20 protein-coding genes are annotated in these 20725 nt (G+C 44.4%); 8 read left to right on the top strand and 12 right to left on the bottom strand.

All coding sequences use genetic code 11. From position 1 onward, the window contains the following. Nucleotides 1-88 precede the first annotated feature (88 nt). The 5 genes from MP3633_RS03880 to MP3633_RS03860 all read right to left on the bottom strand — a co-directional run bounded on the left by MP3633_RS03880 (nt 89) and on the right by MP3633_RS03860 (nt 4467). On the bottom strand, nt 89-1132 hold the full coding sequence (locus MP3633_RS03880) for a Gfo/Idh/MocA family protein (protein WP_112137077.1): 1044 nt from the start codon (nt 1130-1132) through the stop codon (nt 89-91). 106 nt (nt 1133-1238) lie between these two features. Beyond that, nucleotides 1239-1910, bottom strand: coding sequence for a YceH family protein (locus MP3633_RS03875; RefSeq protein ID WP_112137075.1), 672 nt, complete (start codon nt 1908-1910; stop codon nt 1239-1241). Between the two features lie 33 nt (nt 1911-1943). Further along, entirely contained in the window at nt 1944-2732 is a 789-nt protein-coding gene (locus MP3633_RS03870; RefSeq protein WP_176334547.1) for a sterol desaturase family protein, read from the bottom strand. Between the two features lie 99 nt (nt 2733-2831). Continuing rightward, complete coding sequence (locus MP3633_RS03865; protein ID WP_176334546.1) at nt 2832-3239, bottom strand: DUF1801 domain-containing protein; 408 nt, start codon at nt 3237-3239, stop codon at nt 2832-2834. A gap of 73 nt (nt 3240-3312) precedes the next feature. Then, nucleotides 3313-4467, bottom strand: coding sequence for a MalY/PatB family protein (locus MP3633_RS03860; RefSeq protein WP_176334545.1), 1155 nt, complete (start codon nt 4465-4467; stop codon nt 3313-3315). 347 nt (nt 4468-4814) lie between these two features. Here MP3633_RS03860 and betI point away from each other — a divergent pair, with 347 nt between their 5' ends. From betI to MP3633_RS03835, 5 genes are all read left to right on the top strand, one after another. Beyond that, entirely contained in the window at nt 4815-5402 is a 588-nt protein-coding gene (betI, locus tag MP3633_RS03855; RefSeq protein WP_112137067.1) for a transcriptional regulator BetI, read from the top strand. Between the two features lie 149 nt (nt 5403-5551). Further along, nucleotides 5552-6487 (top strand): choline ABC transporter substrate-binding protein, encoded by a 936-nt coding sequence (locus tag MP3633_RS03850; RefSeq protein ID WP_176334544.1) that lies wholly within the window; start codon nt 5552-5554, stop codon nt 6485-6487. An 81-nt stretch (nt 6488-6568) separates the two neighbouring features. Then, entirely contained in the window at nt 6569-7414 is an 846-nt protein-coding gene (choW, locus tag MP3633_RS03845; RefSeq protein WP_112137063.1) for a choline ABC transporter permease subunit, read from the top strand. 3 nt (nt 7415-7417) lie between these two features. Further along, nucleotides 7418-8608: a choline ABC transporter ATP-binding protein gene (gene choV / locus MP3633_RS03840; protein ID WP_176334543.1), complete on the top strand. Its 1191-nt coding sequence runs from the start codon at nt 7418-7420 to the stop codon at nt 8606-8608. Between the two features lie 530 nt (nt 8609-9138). After that, complete coding sequence (locus MP3633_RS03835) at nt 9139-10422, top strand: MFS transporter (RefSeq protein WP_112137059.1); 1284 nt, start codon at nt 9139-9141, stop codon at nt 10420-10422. Between the two features lie 50 nt (nt 10423-10472). Here the strand turns inward: MP3633_RS03835 and MP3633_RS03830 are convergent, their stop codons facing one another. Continuing rightward, entirely contained in the window at nt 10473-11081 is a 609-nt protein-coding gene (locus tag MP3633_RS03830; RefSeq protein ID WP_176334542.1) for a LysE/ArgO family amino acid transporter, read from the bottom strand. Between the two features lie 145 nt (nt 11082-11226). Between MP3633_RS03830 and MP3633_RS03825 the strand changes: the two genes are divergently transcribed. Together MP3633_RS03825 and galU are read left to right on the top strand one after the other, a co-directional pair. After that, nucleotides 11227-12105, top strand: a complete 879-nt coding sequence (locus MP3633_RS03825) for an ArgP/LysG family DNA-binding transcriptional regulator (protein ID WP_176334541.1) — start codon at nt 11227-11229, stop codon at nt 12103-12105. 79 nt (nt 12106-12184) lie between these two features. Further along, a complete protein-coding gene (gene galU / locus MP3633_RS03820; RefSeq protein ID WP_176334540.1) occupies nt 12185-13021 on the top strand; it encodes a UTP--glucose-1-phosphate uridylyltransferase GalU in 837 nt (278 codons plus the stop codon). A 98-nt stretch (nt 13022-13119) separates the two neighbouring features. Here galU and yjfF read toward each other — a convergent pair whose 3' ends face one another. From yjfF to MP3633_RS03790, 6 genes are all read right to left on the bottom strand, one after another. Then, entirely contained in the window at nt 13120-14088 is a 969-nt protein-coding gene (gene yjfF, locus MP3633_RS03815) for a galactofuranose ABC transporter, permease protein YjfF (protein WP_176334539.1), read from the bottom strand. Further along, entirely contained in the window at nt 14085-15113 is a 1029-nt protein-coding gene (locus MP3633_RS03810) for an ABC transporter permease (protein WP_176334538.1), read from the bottom strand. The genes yjfF and MP3633_RS03810 overlap by 4 nt, the downstream gene beginning before the upstream one ends. 77 nt (nt 15114-15190) lie before the next feature. Next, nucleotides 15191-16714, bottom strand: a complete 1524-nt coding sequence (locus MP3633_RS03805; RefSeq protein WP_176334537.1) for a sugar ABC transporter ATP-binding protein — start codon at nt 16712-16714, stop codon at nt 15191-15193. A 75-nt stretch (nt 16715-16789) separates the two neighbouring features. Next, nucleotides 16790-17776, bottom strand: coding sequence for an ABC transporter substrate-binding protein (locus MP3633_RS03800; protein ID WP_280526400.1), 987 nt, complete (start codon nt 17774-17776; stop codon nt 16790-16792). 209 nt (nt 17777-17985) lie between these two features. Further along, nucleotides 17986-18933 (bottom strand): AEC family transporter, encoded by a 948-nt coding sequence (locus MP3633_RS03795; protein ID WP_176334536.1) that lies wholly within the window; start codon nt 18931-18933, stop codon nt 17986-17988. Nucleotides 18934-18983: 50 nt separating this feature from the next. Next, nucleotides 18984-19892 (bottom strand): LysR family transcriptional regulator, encoded by a 909-nt coding sequence (locus MP3633_RS03790; RefSeq protein WP_176334535.1) that lies wholly within the window; start codon nt 19890-19892, stop codon nt 18984-18986. A 132-nt stretch (nt 19893-20024) separates the two neighbouring features. On the opposite strand from MP3633_RS03790, the gene MP3633_RS03785 reads away from it, so the two are divergent. Beyond that, a complete protein-coding gene (locus MP3633_RS03785) occupies nt 20025-20723 on the top strand; it encodes a pirin family protein (RefSeq protein WP_176334534.1) in 699 nt (232 codons plus the stop codon). Nucleotides 20724-20725: the final 2 nt, after the last annotated feature.

Genomic DNA, 20725 nt, shown 5'->3' with positions numbered 1-20725 from the left:
ATCGATAAGATACAAAAAAAGGGCTTCTTTTATCATGAAAAGAAGCCCTTTTTATTTGTCGAATTATTTGTCTTTCTAATCGTTACGGCTAATGTTTGTGGTGATGATTATGTTCATGGTGATGATCATGCACCTCTTCGTCATTATGCTGATGCTCGCCTGGATAAGACAAACCAATGTCCTGACGAATTTCATCCAACGTAGCAATCAATTCCAGACTATTCTGCCAACTGTGGTTAGGGCTTTGTATCAGGCCCTCTTCAAGACATCGGTTCACTTCATCCACTTCAAACTGATAACCATTGCCCGGGAAGTCAAACTCTACCGCTCGTACTTTATTGTCCGCGCTCACGACTCGACACGATTTTGCTTTAAACCACTCAGAGTCAATTTCAATATAGCCCTTAGAGCCGGATAGAATCGCTCGGTTAGGGTTACACGAGATCAAAGAAGCATCCAATGAAGCAAGCTGCCCACTTTCCCAACCTAATAATATCTGTTCAAAAAGATCAACGTCGGTGTCACCAATAACGGCTTGGTTTTGCACAAAATCAGGCTTACCAAAGAACAACTGCGCTAAGAAAACAGGATAAATACCAATATCCAGCAGAGCACCGCCACCCAGTTCAATCTTCATCAAACGATGACTAGGATCAGTAGGCGCAAGAAAGTTAAAACTTGCTTGAATGCTATTCAAATCGCCTATTTCGCCTTCTTCAACCCACTCAATAACTTGCTCAATAACCGGATTAAAACGTGTCCACATCGCTTCCATGACAAACACATTGTGTTTCAACGCGAGATCATAAAGCTCTTTCGACTGAATTTCGTTGATGGTGAAGGGCTTTTCACACAAAACAGCCTTGCCCGCTAAAATACACGCTTTTACCAAATCATAATGATAAACATGGGGTGTGGCGATATAGATAACATCCACTTCATGACTATTAATAAGCGAAAAATAATCAATAAACGCCAACTCAATATCAAATTCAGCAGAAAACTCATCCGCCGACGCTTTATTACGAGAAGCAACCGCACGAAGTTCGCCCGCTTTGACATGACAAAAATCACTGGCAAATAAATGCGCGATTTGACCTGTACCAATAATACCCCAGCGTACCTTCTTCATAGGATCCTCCCCATAGACACAATCAAAAACATTAACGCCCAAAAAATCTTTTAGTATTTCGTATACCGACGCTAAAAAAACGCACTAAGTTTGACGTCAAAAAAGATTATAGTCCACTGGCATTTTCAAGCACTTGGTTTCGCTCACTTAATTCTCTCACTCGCTCTTCTAACTCAAGCACTCGCGCTTCAAGTTGCTGCGTATATTCATCGCCAGTACTGGACGAAGGTAGCGGTTCAGACCACGTTGTCGTTGCTCGTTCAGACTCAGAACAAAAGCATTCCTGATAACGCTGCTCTCGTTTACCAGGTTCTCTTGGTAACTGGCAAACATAGGGGCCACCCGTTTTGCTGTGCAACGATTGCAATGCGGCTTCAACTTCATCTCGCGATTGGAAACCGTGTAAACGACCGCTGCGTGAGCGTAACTCACCCGGTGTTTGAGCGCCTCGTACAAATAGTAAGCAAACGACAGCCGTTTCGGCCGATGATAATTGCAAATCAGAAAACTCCGTATTACAAAATCTGTGCTGATATTTACTAACACGACTATGAGACCCCGAAATTTCCGTCACTAAACCACGAGCCTGTAACGCGTCTACACCATCTTGAACCTCTAACGGTGACAACTGGGTAACGGGGTCTCGATTGGACTTTTGATTACAAGCATTAACAAGGGCATTTAAGCTAAGAGGGTACTGATCTGGCGTCGTAATCTCTTTTTCCATGAGACAACCGATGATACGCATTTCGATAAAATTCACTTCGTAATAACTCATAACTTCCCCTAACGGCCATTAGTCTATTTATCTTTAGCGTGATCTTTTAAAGGTCTTAAAAGGCATCACCAATACTTCTTTTAACGATGCGGGCTGATACGTTTTACTTTCTGGCAGTCCTATTTTCAGGTTCTCATCGCCTTCTAACGCATGGTTTCTTTTGCTCATGAAGAGCGCGTCCCAGACGCTCAAAAAGAACCCATAATTACTGTTTGCTTCAAGACTCAACCTTGAATGGTGTATTCGATGCATATCTGGCGTCACCAATATTGTCTTAACCCAAGCTTCAATCTTAACAGGCAACCTAGCATTGGTGTGATTAAACATGGCAGAGGCGTTTAATAAAATATCGAACACCAATACCGCTTCAAAAGGAATACCAAATAGCCAAACGGCCAAGGCTTTAATACAAAGCGACAATAAAATTTCAATGGGATGAAAACGTACAGCAGAACTGACATCTAATTCTGGGTCCGAATGATGAACACGATGAAGACGCCACAAAAAAGGCACACGATGGAATAATCGATGTTGCCAATAAATAAGGCAGTCTAGTAATAAGATACTAAGCAAGAAAACCGCCCAGAAAGGCAAACCTAGCATGCTGAACAGGCCAAAATCTTGACTGAAAAGAGCAACCATGGATAGGAGTAAGGGCTGAATAATTCGAACACACAACGCCCCTATCATTAACAAGGAAATGTTGTGGCGCCAGCGCTGCTTCCACTGTAAAAGACTCGCTCTTGGCCAATACCATTGCCAGAAAATCAGCGAGCTAAAAATTAGAACAAAAACACCTATACGAACAGTGAAATCTATCATTTAGCAAACAGCCTAGATTGAAAAAACGTTAAATCAGACAGTGAAAAGAACCTTTTTCAACGATGTCTTTTAACCAAATAACGACCTTGAAAAGAGACCTTACGCAAGTATGTTTTTCTGGATTAGCTCCGACGGTTTTCGGTTATTCAATAAAAAATGGACTTTTATTTGTCCAAAAAGTTCCACAAGCACATTAAGGTTGATGTCCTCTAATTGATAAATAATAAGGCAATCATCCCCAAATTGAACGTGAGGTAAGCGGTCTGCGAATGAATAAATCACGCTCAGATCCGAAAAATACACGCATAAATGGTCTGACCGCGCAGCCACACCGTACAACCAACTCCCATTCAGCTGAAAACAGGGAATGCCTACATTACTAACCAGCTCAGCCTCAGGCGCAATCAACGCCATCATATCAACCACTTCCAACAAATCTGCCCGCATAACCGGATCAGATTCTTGGACATAACGCTTCATGAAATCATTCGATGCTAACGTCAACATAAGAACCTCTCCTGTTGGCAAACGTTCGGTAGAACCCGAGCATGCTGGCTTGAATGATTAAAAACACAATAAATCACATTAATTTGTGTTTTATTAAGGCCTCTTCAATACGAGTCATTGCTTGGTCGAGCATGGATTGGGGACACCCAAAGTTTAGGCGAATATAGTTAGAATTGCCAAAATCTTTACCATCTGAAACACCGACGCCAGCATCTAAAAAGAATTGATATGGGTTTTCTAACTGCAAATCAGAGGCATCAATCCAAGCCAAATACGTAGACTCTAAATGCACCATTTTAAGTGGCGTCGCGGCGATTCTTTGAACTAGAAAATCTCGGTTATTTTTTAAATACACCAGTAGCGCTTGATGCCATGCCTGTCCTTCTTCGTAAGCCGCAATAGCCGCCGTCAAACCAAGCATATTGGGTGACGGTATTAGTCCTGCTTTTTCTTGATTAAAGGCTTGACGCAATTCGGCATTTTCAATGACGGCAAAAGCATAACCTAAACCAGCAATATTAAAGGTTTTACTCGGCGCCATTAAGGTAATCGTACGGTTCGCCGCGTCTTGATTCAAACTAGCAAACGGGACATGAGGCAAATCATCCAAAATCAGATCGCAGTGAATTTCATCACTAACGACAATAAGGTCATATTTCTTAGCCAGTGCGTGAATACTTAATAATTCCGTTTTGGTATAAACCGTTCCACCAGGATTATGTGGATTACATAAGAGAATCATTTTACTGTTGGATTTAGCGCAAGCGGCTTCAAACTGAGCCATATCCGGCAACCATCGGCCATTCTGAATAACCATATCCACACTGAGTAATTCACGACCAGATACTAACGGAGCCTTTGTTAAATGGTAATAAATAGGCCCAGGGACAACAATACCATCACCTTCATTAGAGAAAACCCTAACGCTCAAATGCAAAGCACACACAAGACCAGGTAAATGCACTAAATGCGCCGCGGAGACGTCCCAGTCATAGCGACGTGAGAGATGAGATTGAATCACTTTCCCTAGCGCTTTTGGTGTATGAGTATAACCGTAAACACCTTCTTCAACTCGTTGATTTAACGATTTTTTAATGCAATCCGGCGAATCAAAATCCATGTCTGCAACCCACATTGGAATCACGTTTTCAGGGTATTTAGACCACTTATCGCTGCTTAGATTCGATCTGTCAATCAGGGTATCAAATACAGAAAAAGGGGCATCCATTATATAACTCTCCAGTCATTTATTTGCCTTTATTTTTAACACAATGTTAGACACAAACTCCAGCCATAACACGACTAAAGCAGGTTAAGAAGAGAAGCCTTGCTGGGGTAACTAAAATCTCCTTAAATAGCAAAATAGGTAAAAAAAACCTCATTTCTTATCTTAAACCGACACAATCACTTCAAAAAAAGACCAAAATAAATTTAAAACAACAAAAAAACCTTTAAATTCAAATAGTTAAATTACTTAGAGATCTAAGTTTTCGAATTGTCAAGGGTTGACCTAAATTGCACAATCAGCCTAGTATAGTTTTCATTAAACGGCTGTTTAATAAAAAAGGATCCGTGATGCCAAAAGTTGGAATGCCTGAGATACGAAAACCTCAGCTCATCGAGGCCGCAATAAAAGCCATAGACAAATACGGTTTTGCGGGGGCAACAGTCAGTGTTATAGGCAAAAAAGCCGGTGTTTCTCCCGCCATCATAAACCACTACTTTGGTGGTAAAGATGGATTGTACGAAGCCACCATGAAAAGCCTTATTCGTGAATTTTTTGAAATTTTATCCAAAGAAGTCATAAAAACGAAAAACAAATCAGCTAAACATAGAGTAATGGCTATTGTAAACGCCAGCTTTAGTCAGTCTCAGACACACCCTCAAGTCGTTAAGACTTGGATGGGGTTTTGGGCATCAGCCATGCATAAACCAGCTTTGTATCGGTTGCAGAATGTGTACTCTAAGCGATTAAAAACATCGCTTGTGTGTGTGTTGAAAGAAGAATTTGAGATCGAAAAAGCTCGTAGCACCGCATTCACAGTGGCAGCGCTAATTGATGGTATGTGGTTACGAGGCTCGTTAGCGGGTGGTATCGATAAAATAGAATCGGCCGAGCTAATACAAAATTATTTAGATTTGGTGTTTCAGGATCACACCTAAACACCGCTGTATCCAGAATTAATACCGTACACATTTAGATCAGCCGACAAAAGCGCGCTGCTCTATGCTTTAGAAGTTCACGTTCAGTACTAGCACTAGGTACTGTATTCGCTCATTGATTTTGAGTTCAATAGAAAGAGGGTAAGGGTATGTTAAATAAGACCAAAAAGACCGCATTAGCGGTCGGTATAGCAAGCATTTCAGGTTTAACCATGGCAGCGGAATGTTCAATGGTACGTTTTTCAGACGTAGGTTGGACTGACATTACCGCCACTACGGCTGTCGTCAGCGAAATCAGCGAAGGCCTAGGTTATAAAACGAAAACACAATTGCTATCGGTTCCTGTTACTTATACTTCGCTTGCGAATGGCGACATAGATGTCTTTTTAGGCAACTGGATGCCAACGATGCAAGCCGATATCGAACCTTACCTAAAAGCGGGTACTGTTGAAGATCTTGGTCCAAACCTAATTGGTGCAAAATACACACTAGCCGTTAGCCAAGCCGCTTACGACGCAGGGGTGACCGATTTTTCTGACATTGCAAAACATCGTAAAGAGTTTTCTGGCCGTATTTATGGTATCGAACCAGGCAATGACGGCAACCGTATTATTCAAGACATGATTGATTCAAACGCTTTCGAGCTAGGTAACTTCCAGTTGGTTGAATCAAGCGAAGCGGGCATGTTGTCACAGGTGAGCCGAAACGCTCGTCGCGATAAGTGGATCGCCTTCCTTGGTTGGGCGCCACATCCAATGAACGCTAACTTTAAAATGGACTACCTTTCTGGTGGTGACGATTACTTCGGCCCAGACTTCGGCGGCGCTAACGTTCATACCAACATCCGTAAAGGCTATGTTCAAGAATGCCCTAATGTTGGCAAACTGTTAACCAACCTAACGTTCACTTTGCCTATGGAAAACGAGATCATGGGCGCGATCCTAGACGAAGGTAAAAAGCCTAACCTTGCTGCCAAAGCTTGGTTAAAAGCCAACCCTGCTGTTCTTGATGCGTGGCTAGATGGCGTCACCACTCAATCCGGTGGAAATGGCCTTAACGCTGTAAAATCACACCTAGGTCTGTAATCAGTTATTTGCTACAACACCATAACCTAAGCGGTTAACACCGCTTAGGTTATATCATCGAACTATCGGGAGAACACACATATGAATTGGCTGACGGATAATAAAATTCCTCTTGGCGCTTGGATGGAAAGCTTTGTCGACTGGCTGGTTACTGCGGCTTCCGGATTTTTCGATCTAGTCTCCATTACCTTAGAGACCATGATCATCACCATGGTCGACGGAATTGAATGGCTTCACCCATTTGCCGTTATCGGCATTATTTTGGTCGGTGTTTGGTTTCTACACCGTAGCATTGGTTTGCTCGCTTTTATAACCGCGGCGCTATTACTGATTATCAATATGGGTTATTGGGTAGAAACGATTCAAACCCTAGTATTAGTCGTCTCAGCAACCACCATTAGTGTATTGATTGGCGTACCCATTGGTATTGCGGCCGCTCATCGGCCTTGGCTATACACTATATTACGCCCCATTTTGGATTTGATGCAGACCATTCCCACCTTTGTGTATCTTATCCCGACTCTTATTCTATTCGGCTTAGGTTACGTGCCTGGTTTGATTTCCACTATTATTTTTGCCATTGCCGCACCGATACGGTTGACCTATCTGGGTGTCAGCAAAGTGCCGAGTGAATTAATTGAAGCCGGCCTAGCGTTTGGTTGCACTAAATCAAAATTGTTGTACAAAGTTGAACTGCCTGCCGCAATGCCCAACATCATGGCAGGTGTGACGCAATGTATCATGCTGTCATTATCCATGGTGGTTATTGCCGCGTTGGTCGGAGCGGATGGTCTAGGAAAGCCGGTTGTCAGAGCATTGAACACGGTAAATATTTCTCAAGGTTTTGAAGCGGGTATCGCCATTGTATTGGTTGCGATCATGCTAGACCGTATTTGTAAATCACCATCAGCGAAGAAAGAGGGGTAATTTATGGCTGTTGTAACAATTGAAAACGTCGATATTGTCTTTGGTGACAATCTGGCGCAAACACTCCCTCTTATGGATAAAGGTCATACTCGTGATGAAATCATTGGTATGACGGGTGATGTCGTTGGTGTACAAAACGCCAACATTGAAGTCAACGAAGGTGAAATTTGTGTTCTGATGGGCTTATCAGGTTCAGGAAAATCCACCCTGCTCCGCGCCGTCAATGGTTTGAATAAAATAGCTCGTGGACGCTGTCTGGTAAGAGACGGTGACACCATGGTTGATATCGCCGAGTGTGACGAAGCCAAATTGCGTCATATGCGAACTCACCGTGTTTCTATGGTATTTCAAAGCTTTGCCTTGATGCCTTGGCTAACCGTATTAGAAAATGTTGCTTTCGGTCTAGAAATGCAAGGCATGCCAAAAACAGAACGCCTTATTAAAGCGCGCGAACAACTGAAAATGGTTAGTCTAGACCAATGGGCAGATAAAAAACCAGATGAGTTGTCCGGTGGCATGCGCCAACGTGTTGGCTTAGCCCGCGCTTTTGCAATGGACACCGATGTGTTGCTAATGGACGAGCCTTTCTCAGCGCTTGACCCTCTTATTCGGTCTCAACTGCAAGACGAACTCATCGAGCTGCAAAAACGTCTCAACAAAACTATTATCTTCGTTAGTCATGACCTGGATGAAGCACTCAAGATCGGCACCAAGATTGCCATCATGGAATCGGCTAGAATCATTCAAGAAGACGCTCCTGAGCAGATTGTTCTAAACCCTGCAACGGAATACGTTGAGAAGTTTGTCGCGCACACCAACCCTCTAAACGTCCTACGTGGCAACTCATTGATGACACCTATCAAAGAATTAGCCTGTACCGACGACAAAGTCATAATAGATGACAAAATTTGGCTTGAAATAAAAGAAGGGAAACTGATCTCAGTTCAAGGGCCACAGGGCGAAATGCCTATCGTGCGCTGGACGCCAAGCATGGTCATTGAAAATGTGCCAGACAACACTGTCTTTATCACACCTTCCTCAATCGCCATGCGAGATGCGGTAGAAATTCGTTACCACTCAAATCATGTCATTGTGCTTGAAAAAAACGAGCAGTGTGTCGGGATTTTAAACGACCACAATTTCTATCATGCACTTTTAGGCAAAAATTTTGGTCGAGATACTGAAACGCTTTAATCGGTACTGATAGAACGGATCCAATCGCATCGTAAAAAACAAAAAGACGAATCTGCAAAGGTTCGTCTTTTTTATTTTCACCGTATTCTATGCAATCATTGAGCGAGACAAACATAGGTGGATCAACAAATTCACCTTCTCAAAAAAAACCGCTATCCATTTCATCAGTTGGGTAGATTTAATATCTCTTTGTTCTAGCGCTTCTCGAGCGGTAAAGGCCTGCACTTGGTTACGTTACTGACCATAATTAAAACAACCACTTTGATATTCATCATAATACTTCGGTTAAAAGCGCTAAACTAAGCCATAATTTAACACTTTCTAACCGCCGATATAGAGACACCATCGCACCCTAAAAATCGTGTTTTAATGTGCTCTTTTTTAAGTCTCGATTAGTGATTGCATTCACAAATTCAATCGGTATAGTCTGCCGAAATAATGATCAATCTGAACCATTAGATAGTTTATCTTTTGCCACATAACCTTATTTAAAATACATAACCAGCTCACTCGCGTAAAAAGGACAATGAATGTTAAAGCAAACCCTGTTTCCCATCTGGAGTCTGCTCTTTGGTATTGCCATCTTAACCATGGCCAGTGCCTTGCAAAGCTCTTTGATAGGTATTCGTGCGTCAATCGAATCCTTTAATACCACGGCGACAGGTTTAATCATGTCCGCCTACTATCTTGGTTTTATTATCGGTTCTCTTTTGGTGCCGAATTGGGTCAAGAATGTGGGGCATATTCGGGTGTTTGCCGCCGTTGCGTCACTGGCTTCTATCACCATTCTTATGCAGTCTGTTGTGGTCAATCCATGGTTCTGGATGTTAATGCGAATGGGCACAGGTTTGTGTTATGCAGGTTTGTTTATTGTCACCGAAAGCTGGCTAAACGACATTGCCACCAATAAGACCCGTGGTCGTTTGTTTTCTATTTATATTATCGAAATTTGGGCCAGCCAAACACTTGGTCAATTTTTGCTAAACCTCTCTCCGCCTAGTGGTTATGGTCTGTTCATTTTGACGTCTGTACTTATCTCGTTGGCGCTGGTGCCATTACTGTTGGTGCGTACACCATCGCCGACCATTAATGTACCTGAAAAACTCAATATCCTTGGATTAGTGAAAACCGCGCCGCTCGGTGTTACGGGCGTAACCATAGCGGGTGTGACCTCGGGGGCCTTGCTGGGCCTAGGCGCTCTCTATGCCAAGAGCATCGGCATGAACATCGCCGAAATCTCACTTTTTATCGGTGCCAGTTACGTCGGTGGTATGATGCTGCAATGGCCGATAGGCAAGCTTTCGGACCGCCAAGACCGTCGAGTAACCATTCTTTGGGTGAGTATTGTTGGCGCTATATCAGCGTTTATCGTTCCGCTTGGTGGCAGTCTTAATAGTCAAGTATTAATGATGATAGGCATGTTTGCTGTGGGGGCATTTACTTTCCCTATGTATTCTTTGGCGTCTTCTCACATGAACGATCAATTGCGTCCTGAGCAAATTCTTTCTGCCAGTAGCGGTATGATCTTACTGAATGGTGTCGGCGGCATGATTGGCCCGCTTGCCGCCGCGGCACTCATGGATACAATTCGCTTCGATGCTTTATTTTGGTTTGTTGCGGCGCTCAATGCATCCGTAGCGATGGTGGCTTTGTATCGAATCAACTACCAGCCTGCCATGGTGATCGAAGACCAAGGGGATCAAATACCAGTGGCACTCACCGTATCTTCCGTGGCGACGGCAGAAATGCTTACCGAGGCCGATTCGTCAACGCCACAAGACGAAAAAAGCCACGAGGTGGAAATCAAACTGTAATCACGTTCTACTGAAAGACACTTAATCTAATCTGCCAACACAATCCTTGTTCATGACAAGGGTTGTGTTGCAATTTTAAGCGCAATACTCAACACCAAAACCGCATTAATACGGTTAAACCAACGCCAAAATATCTCTTTTTCTAACCATTTAGCACAGAGCTTTCCAACCAACGCCAACGTTAAGAACCACACCACAGAAGCAAACACACCACCAAACACGAACTCCCATTTTGCGCCTTGCCATTGATTCGCCAAGCTGCCCATTAAGATCATAGTATCTAAGTAAAAGTGCGGATTGAGCCAAGTCACCGCAAAGCCCATTAAAAAAAGTGGCCACAACGCAAGACGCTTACTAAACTGTTCTAAAATCAAATGCTCTTCTTGAAAAGATGCTCGTAATTTGCCATAGGCAAACCAAACCAAAAAAGCCACCCCAGCCCAGCGAGAAAGCGATAATAGCCAGTCGTGACTCTGTAAAATCAACCCTAATCCAAACGCACCAAGCGCAATGGATAAGGCATCACTTACAATAAACAGCAAGGCAATGGGAAACGCATAGTGCCTCTTCAACGCCTGCTCTAATAAAAAACTGTTCTGTGCGCCCACAGCCACAATCAAACCGCCGCCTGTAATCGCACCACTTACAAATGCCAACATACCTTGTCTCAACTCTGTCTTTTAAATAGAGCTTGATCTTACGGAAGTCAGGCTATAAATTAAAATTAATAAAACTAAAACTGCATTAGAAAATATTATAAAAGGTTTTTAAACGATGTCACGAGTACAGCAATCGTAAATTCTTATGATGGATTATAAAGCACTCACCAGCCTACACGCCGTATTGAAGTTTCAAAGCTTCGACAAAGCCGCTCAATTTTTAAACCTCACCCAATCGGCAGTGTCACAAAACATCAAACGTCTGGAGCAAGAATGCGGACAACCGTTATTAATCCGCGCCAGACCCGTTGTGGCAACCGCGTTAGGCGAACAATTACTGGCTCACTTCAACAAGGTCACTATGTTAGAAGAAGGCCTAAGAGAATCCATCGAAGGGAATCAAGCACACCAACCGATTAGTATTGCTGTTAATAATGACGTTTTAGCCACTTGGTTCACTCAAGTTGTTAGCGAATTTTCCTTGACCGATAACGCCAAGTTGCACATCAAGGCCGCCGATCAAAACCAAACTCGAGCCTTATTGCAAACAGGGCAAGTCGTTGCGTGTTTGAGCCAAATAGGCACGCCCGTCGCAGGCGGAGATTCTGTCTTTCTCGGCTATATGAATTATGAGCTAGTGGCGACGCCGGGGTTTATTGAAGAGTATTTGAAGGGTGATCTAAGTGCAGAATCCATCCTACAGTCACCGGCTTTGATTTATGACGAACATGACGAACTTTGGCCTCGTTACCAAAATGAATGCTTGGAAACGAGTGTTAATTTTAATAATAGCCACTGGTACCCTTCTTCACACGGCTTTGTTGAACTGGTAATGGGTGGCACAGTCTGTGCTTTGGTTCCTAGTGTTCAAATTAAAGAGAAAATAAAAAGCAAGAAACTGGTATCCTTGCTGCCAAACAAGCGCCTAGCCTTGCCACTTTATTGGCATTGGTACAAACTTAACTCTCCTGTATTGGACCGGTTAACGAAGGTGATAATAACTGTCACACGAGATGTTTTATAATAAGATAATCTACCAAAACAGCTTGGCTATGTCGTATTTTAGGACAGCCATTTAACAACGCCATTTTTAAGGAAAAATTATGATTCGCAAATGTCTATTCCCCGTTGCTGGTTATGGCACACGTTTTTTGCCTGCCACAAAATCCATGCCCAAAGAAATGCTTCCTATCGTGAACAAACCTTTAGTTCAATACGGAGTAGAAGAAGCGGTCAAAGCGGGTTTGGACAACGTTACTTTTGTTACCGGTCGTGGTAAACGTGCCATTGCCGACCATTTCGACATCAGCTATGAGCTTGAACACCAAATCGCTGGTACCAACAAAGAAAAATACCTAGATGGTATTCGCTACCTAATCGATAACGTCAACTTCTCTTTTACTCGTCAAAACAACATGTTAGGCCTAGGTCATGCGATTCTGACAGGCGAGCCACTTATTGGTGATGAAGCCTTTGGTGTTGTACTGGCAGACGACCTATGCTTCGGTGAAGACGATGGCGTAATGGCGCAAATGGTTAAACTTTATAACCAATTCCGTTGCACCATTGTGGCAATTGAAGAAGTACCTGAAGACGAAGTTCACAAATACGGCGTAATAAAAGGCGAATCCATGATGGACGGCCTTTACCGTGTAACGGACATGGTAGAAAAACCATCGAAAGAAGAAGCACCATCGAATCTTGCCATTATCGGGCGATACATATTAACCCCTGATATCTTTGACAAAATCCGTAATACGCCAGCAGGCCGTAACGGTGAAGTTCAAATCACCGACGCCATTTTGCAACAAGCAAAAGAAGGTTGTGTGTTGGCGTACAAATTTAAAGGCAAACGCTTTGACTGTGGCAGCGTAGACGGCTTTGTTGAAGCCACCAACTACTGCTACCAGAATATCTACAAAGACCCAACTGAAGCGTAAACCATTGCTATCAGGCAAAAACGCACAATAATAGAGCAAAAAACCAGTGCCAAAAGCACTGGTTTTTTTATGTTTTTCGAATATCAAAGAAGCAAAAACTAACTCGCAGCGCGTTTTTTCACCCACACCACAATGCCTTTTTGTAACAAGATAAAAAACAACAGCAATCCGCCGACCGCCAGCTTTGTCCACCAGCTGTTCAGCGAGCCATCAAAAGTGATCAACGTTTGAATGATGCCTTGAATCATCGCACCTAAAAACGTACCAAAGACATACCCCACACCACCTGTCAGTAAGGTTCCGCCTATTACCACGGCCGCAATCGCATCCAACTCGACCCCAACCGCCGCCAAGGGATACGCAGATCCGGTATAGATCGCAAAAATCACTCCAGACATGGCGCTGTAGAATCCGCTCAATGCGTAAATTTTAATGATGGTTTTTCTAACTGGCACGCCTAGCAGCGCCGCTGAATGAGTGTCTCCACCCAAGGCGTACACACTCATGCCGAAACGCGTTCGACGAGCCAATAAAATGCCGATGACCAACAGCACCAGCATCGCCATGGCAATAAAGGTCAAACCACCTCGTCCCGGCAATGGCACATAAATGTCCGATAACGCCATAATAAAAGGGTGACTGATTGGCACCGCGTCCAAATTGATCAGATACGCCAACCCTCGGAACAAAAACATGCCAGCCAAGGTCACGATAAAAGCCTGTATTTCGAAAAAAGCGATAATCACGCCCATTACCGTTCCAAAAAACACGCCAACAACCAATGCGATGCCAATGGCGAACAAAGGGTGTAATCCCATGCTAGAAATCATATACGCCATCAATACACCGATAAACGCGATCATCGAACCGACCGACAAGTCGATGCCTCCAGACAGAATCACGAAGGTCATACCAATCGCGGTAATGATCAAAAAGGCGTTATCGGTTAATAAATTAGTAAACACCAAGGTGTCACGAAAGCCTCGGTATTCGTACACACCAAAACCATACAACAGAATAAACACCAACAAAGTCGCCAATATTGGCAAATTACGTTCGTTAATCATGGTTTTGCACTCCCTTTATTGTCGCCTTCTTTTTTAGGAAACAAACCAGATAACCATTGTCGAGTTTTAGGCGATTGGATCAGTAATACCGCAAGTATGATGGTTGCTTTCACCACCAAATTATATTGAACGGGCAAACCACTGGTAAGAATCGCCGTCGTCAGGGTTTGAATAATCAACACACCTACCACCGTCAGCAGCAAATAAATCCGCCCTCCCGCTAACGACGCCCCCGCTAACACCACGGCCAAAATAGCGTCCAACTCTAACCATAAACCCGCATTATTCGCATCGGCACCACGAATGTCGGCAGCAAGAATAATACCGCTGAGACCAGCGCAGAAACCGGAAAAAACATACGCGGACATCACCAGTAATCGCGCTTCGATACCCACTAAACGACTTGCTCGAACATTCGCCCCAACCGATTCGATAAAAAGCCCCAGCGCAGTTTTTCGCATCACAATAACGGTAAGTAGAATCAGCCCAATCGCGATCCAAACTCGAATCGGAAACGCCAAAAAATAGCCATTTCCAATGGCGTCCAATGCCTCTGAATGGAAAGTGACGATTTGTCCTTCGGTAATCATTTGCGCAATGCCACGGCCGGCCACCATCAGAATCAAGGTCGCAACAATCGGTTGAATATTGAACACCGAGACCAAAATGCCATTCCACAAACCGCATAAAGCCCCCGTGCCTAACGCGCATAAGATCACGATCCACACAGGCCAATCCGTATTCACCGTCAATACGGCGGTCACCGCACCGCAAATGGCGATCACGGCCCCGACCGACAAATCAATGCCACGTGTCGCAATCACCACAGCCATTCCCAATGCCACCAACGCCGTTGGCGTACCACGGTGCAAAATATCCACTAAGCTGCCGAAGAGGTGTCCATCGACGAATGTAATTTTGAGAAAGCCCGGTGTGACAGACGCGGTGACCAAAATAATCAGTACGAGCGACAATAAAGGCGCGAGCGTTTTCTGATGTTTATGTAGGAAATTATTCTTCTTCATAGGAACCGCTACTTAAATGGTTTGCTGATCAAACCATTGAGATTAAAAGAGTGTAAGTACGTGCTTACCGATAAAAACTAGCTCGCAATCGTGCGTAGAATCGCTTGCTCAGAGATGTCCTCTCCTAGAAGTTCCGACACTTTATGATGGTCTTTCATAACCACCACACGATGAGCAAACATCACCAATTCTTCCAGTTCAGATGACGCGACGAGCAAGCCCATGCCTTGCTCACACAGCTCTTTGATAATCTGAATAATGTCATGATGCGCTCCGATATCAATGCCTCGGGTTGGCTCATCTAAAATCAACAAAGCAGGATTAGTAATCAACCATCGAGCTAGAATGACTTTTTGCTGATTGCCACCACTTAATTCACCAATCGGCTTATCCATGTCCGGTGTTTTGATGGCTAAACGTTGAATCATATCCTCAACCAAACGTTGCTGATCGGCCATTGAAATCGGCGACCACCAGCCTTTGCTCGCTTGCAATGCAAGGATCATATTTTCTCTTACGCTCAATTCCGCCACGATGCCATCTTGTTTGCGGTCTTCTGGGCAATAACCCATACCCACTTGAATAGCGCGACGCAAAGAAGATTTAGTAAGTGAATGCTTACCCAGCGTTACGTCGCCTTGATCCGGCTTCACCGACCCATAAGCCAGTTCGCAAAGCTCAGTACGACCAGAACCCAGCAACCCTGCTACGCCAACAATTTCCCCTGCCGCAATGCTCAAACTCAATGGCTGTAAATAGCGCTGCTTGCCAACGTTGTTTAGTGCTAAAAGCGCTTTACGCTCATGCTGAATAGAATGATCATGAGCACTTGGTGCAAGGTCTTCTAAGGATTTCCCCACCATGTGACTCACCAGATCCGAACGAGTGAGTTCCGCGGTATTAAACGTACCAATGCACTCACCGTTGCGTAACACGGTAATGCTGTCAGTGATGCTGTAAACCTGATCCAAAAAATGCGTGACAAATATAATGCCCATGCCTTCTGCTTTAAGGCGTCGCATCAAATCAAACAATTGCTTGATTTCATCGCTGTCTAAACTGGCCGTCGGCTCATCGAGAATCAACATTTTGGCTTGTGTACTCAAGGCCCGCGCAATCGCCACCAACTGCTGTATCGCAATCGAATAGGTATCTAGCTGGCGTAATGGATCTATGTCTAAACCGACCTGCGCTAGTAACTCTCTGGCGCGGATTTCGGCTTTCTTCCAACTGATCAGACCGAAGACTTTTTCTTGATGTTGTAATGTCAGGTTTTCCATCACAGACATAGTAGGGATTAAATTCACTTCTTGATAAACCGTGCTGATGCCTAAGCGTTGTGCATGACCACTGTCAGCAGCACTAATCGCTTTACCGTCTAGTAAAATGTCTCCGCCATCACGAGGATAAACGCCGGTAAGCACTTTAATGAGAGTGGATTTTCCAGCGCCATTTTCGCCAAGCAAAGCACGAATTTCGCCCGATTGAATCTGCAAAGACACATCACTGAGGGCTTGAACACCGGTAAAGGATTTGGATAGGTTATCGATTTTTAGCAAAGGACGAGTAACGGACTGCGCCCCTTCGACGAAATTTGACATGATACGATCTCCGTTCGCTTAACAGACAGAACAGCACATACCTAGGATTCAATAAACCCTAGGTATGTCGCTCAGTTACTTGCGTTTAGCGTATTCGGCCGCCGCGGTATCAGGAAGGTACAGTGGACCATTTGCTTTGACCCACTTGTCGACTTTAGCGCCTTTTTGTGACGCTAAAATCGCGTCAAAGGCAGGGCCACCAAGATGAGGATTCAACTCGATCGTCGCATTGGCTTCGCCATCGGCCATGGCTTTGAAAATATCTGGAACACCATCAATTGAAACCACTAAAATATCTTTAACTGGTTTGATACCGGCTTCTTTCATCGCCAAAATGGCGCCCAATGCCATATCGTCATTGTGAGCAAACAGCGCACAAATATTCTTCGCGCCACCTTCGCCTTTCAAGAAGCTTTCCATGACTTCTTTACCGCCAGCACGAGTAAACGAGCCAGACTGAGAACGGATAATCGTCATGTTGGGGAAGTTACTAATCAGAGAGTCAAACCCTGCTTTACGATCAATCGCAGCAGAGGAACCTACGGATCCTTGCAGCTCGACGATATTACAACGCCCGTTGGTTTTTGCTGCCAACCAAGACGCCGCCAAAGCGCCCTCTTCTTTAAAATCAGACGCGATTTTAGTTAGATACAAACTGGGATCCGCTGCGACACCTCGGTCAATCAACACCACCGGGATTTGAGCGCGTTTCGCTTCTTTTAATACTTGATCCCAGCCGGTTTCTACCACTGGCGCCAAAAGAATGCCATCCACACCTTGGGCGATATAAGAACGCACCGCTTTGATTTGATTTTCTTGCTTTTGCTGAGCATCAGAGAACTTCAGGTTGTAACCACGACGTTCTGCTTCTGCTTTAATAGAAGCGGTTTCAGAGGTTCGCCAACCACTTTCAGAACCGATTTGCGAGAAACCTATCGTCAAATCTGCTGCCATGGCAGAGCCAGATAGAACAGGAAGTAACACAGAAAAAGTCGTCAACATCGCTTTGCGTTTGAAAGCACCGAGCCACGGTAACGAAGGTCGAATTGAGAGAGCTTGCATACTAGATTCCTTTTATTTTTGTTGTGATCTGTACTGAGTGCAGCGCATCAGTTAAGACTGATTACCACATACTCTGCGATCCAGAATATAGCCCATTCTCTAACCTTTCAAATGCAAGTTACAGCAAACTGCATATCAGTATTGCTATACAATCGAGCGTTAACATGTCTTATTCGTATTGTTTTAATACGCGTATAACATAAAACCCTTTACCCCAAATACAACTGGCTCAACCAAATACAGAGCGGCAATGTCATTACAGACAACAAGGTTTGCATCGTAATATAAGCCGCCATTCGGTCTGCATCACCGCCCAATTGACGAGCCAGCGCGTATGCCGACGTCGCCGTTGGCACCACGCCAAATAACACGGCCACCAACGCTGGCAAACCTCGAACGTCCAACCACCAGCACATCGCGCCAATCACCAAAGGAAAAACGATAAAACGCGCCATACTAGACATCACAAACGTCATGCCAACAGAACGAATCGCTTCCAAACGCACACTTGCTCCCACCGCCAGCAAAACCAAAGGTAACGCCGCCTGAGACAACATCCCCACCACATCCGACACCAAAATAATCGGTGTTAAACCAAGCAGGTTCAAACCACTGCCAAGAAGAATCGACACAATTAAAGGGTTACGAATCAAAGCGCCGCTGACCAAACGCGGTAACGAGACTGAAGACGTACCATCCGCAGAGGACGGCCCATGCATCAGCACCATAGACACAACCAGAAACACATTCACAGCAGGAATCAGCACCGACGCGCCCAAAGCCGCTAACACCAAGCCATCGTTTCCATACACACTGCCCGCCAACGCCAACACGATAAAAGTATTAAAGCGCACCCCGGCTTGCAACATAGACGATGCCGTTGATGCAACCACCTTCATCAACCAAGTGGTAATGAACACAAACAAAGCCGTCACCATCAACGCAAACAAAAGAATAAACGCATACTTAGGCAACATCGGATTCGTAAAATCAATCTGTGACGTTTTATTAAACAACAAAGCGGGAAACAACACCCAATACGACAGCTTATCGACACCAGACCAAAAGCCTTCCATCGGAAAACGCCAACGCTGGCAGACAGCGCCAGCAACCAATAACAAAAAAACTGGCAGTACAGACAGAGAGATAGAAAACACACATACTCCTTAAAATACTATGGCAAGGATTACCGAAAAAGGGTGAAGTATCACACTGAAACGGGAATCAACTGCCAATCTTGCTTAATCAGCTGCTCCACAAACCACGACAAACCACGACCAGGGCTGTCCTTACGCCACGCTAAATAAGCAATTAAGTTTGGCCTTGGAAATTCACATTGGCGTACGACCAAACGGCCCGATTTCAATTCATCTACAATACGATGCTTGGGTAAATAGCCAACACCTAAACCCAAACATTGCGCTTGAATCTTGCTTCGCATGGTATCGACTCTAAGTACCTGACGGCTTTCAAAAATACCAATATTACGAGCCGGCAAATTTTTTGAACTGTCTGCCACAACAATGGCGGGATATTGACGTAATTGTACGGCGGTAATTGCCCCTTCAACTAAGGCCAAAGGATGAGTCGGTGCAATGGCAAATACAAAGTCTATCGCGCCCAGTGCTTGAGTATGCACTTTACCTTTCGGTAATTCGCCGGTTACGCCAATCACCAAATCTGCTCTGCCGTCTTGTAAAGCATCCCAACCACCGCCAACGGCTTCTTCAGAAAGCGTGATTTCTACTGGTCTATTTTGAGACAAAAAGTCACCAACCACCGTCATTAATGGCGACTCCAATAAAACCGTATCTCTTGCTATTCTTAGCTTTGGCTCCCATCCTGACTCAAACTGCTTAATAGAATCTTCTAACCGCATTGCCGCTTCTAGAATAGCTTGACCCTGCTCCAACACCAAATGGCCCGCCGGTGTTAATACCGCTTTTTGGCGTGACCGATCAAACAAGGCCACCCCTAAATCTTCTTCGAGTTTTTTCACCGTATAGGTCAATGCGGATGGTACTTTAAATAGAGCGTCGGCTGCAGCGGCAAAACTGCCCAATTGGTGAATTGCTTCCAACACTCGTAATGCTTCCAATGTCACCGCGTATGCCATACACAAACCTTTATTCAAATTTTTTGAAATACTAGCTCAAAAGCTTCCGATTTTCTTTCTTTTTATTGCCATCTACACTTACTTTAATCACCTCAAGTCACAGTGACCTGCGGCCAATTTAGGAGAGATAAGATGATCACTATTCGCAACGCTCAAGACCGTGGAAAGGCAAACTTTGGCTGGTTAAACAGCAACCATACCTTTTCCTTTGGCAGCTATTATGACCCTAAACACATGGGCTTCTCACACCTTCGCGTCATCAACGACGACACAGTGACGCCAGGCGCGGGTTTTGAAACGCATGGTCACAAAGACATGGAAATTCTAAGCTTGGTTCTGGAAGGTAAAATCGCCCACAAAGACAGCGCTGGCAACATAAAAGAATTGCCCGCAGGCGAATATCAATTAATGTCTGCCGGCAAAGGCATTTACCACAGCGAATTCAATGCCTCTAAAAAAGACATGCTGAAGTTTTTACAAATCTGGATCCAACCTAACCAACTGGGTGGCGAACCGGGCTACCAACAAAAAGCGTTTAGCCAAGAACAAGGCTTCACCACCATAATCACACCAAATGGCAAAGATGGCACACTGCACATTAAACAAGACATGCAGCTTATTCAGTTGATTCTAGAAGATGAACTAAAAGCAACATGGCAAGCAGACAACAACCGTCATTACTATGTGCACGTGATCGAAGGAGAGTTATCACTAGGTGACGGCATCACAGTACGCCCCGGTGACGGCGCAAAAATTGAAGACGTATCAACAATTCAATTCGATAAAATAGGTGACCAACGCGTCAAAGCCTTACTGTTTGATCTCGTTTAATG

It is taken from the genome of Marinomonas primoryensis (genome assembly GCF_013372285.1).
Lineage (GTDB): Bacteria > Pseudomonadota > Gammaproteobacteria > Pseudomonadales > Marinomonadaceae > Marinomonas > Marinomonas primoryensis.
This window is presented reverse-complemented; position numbering and strand designations above follow the sequence as displayed.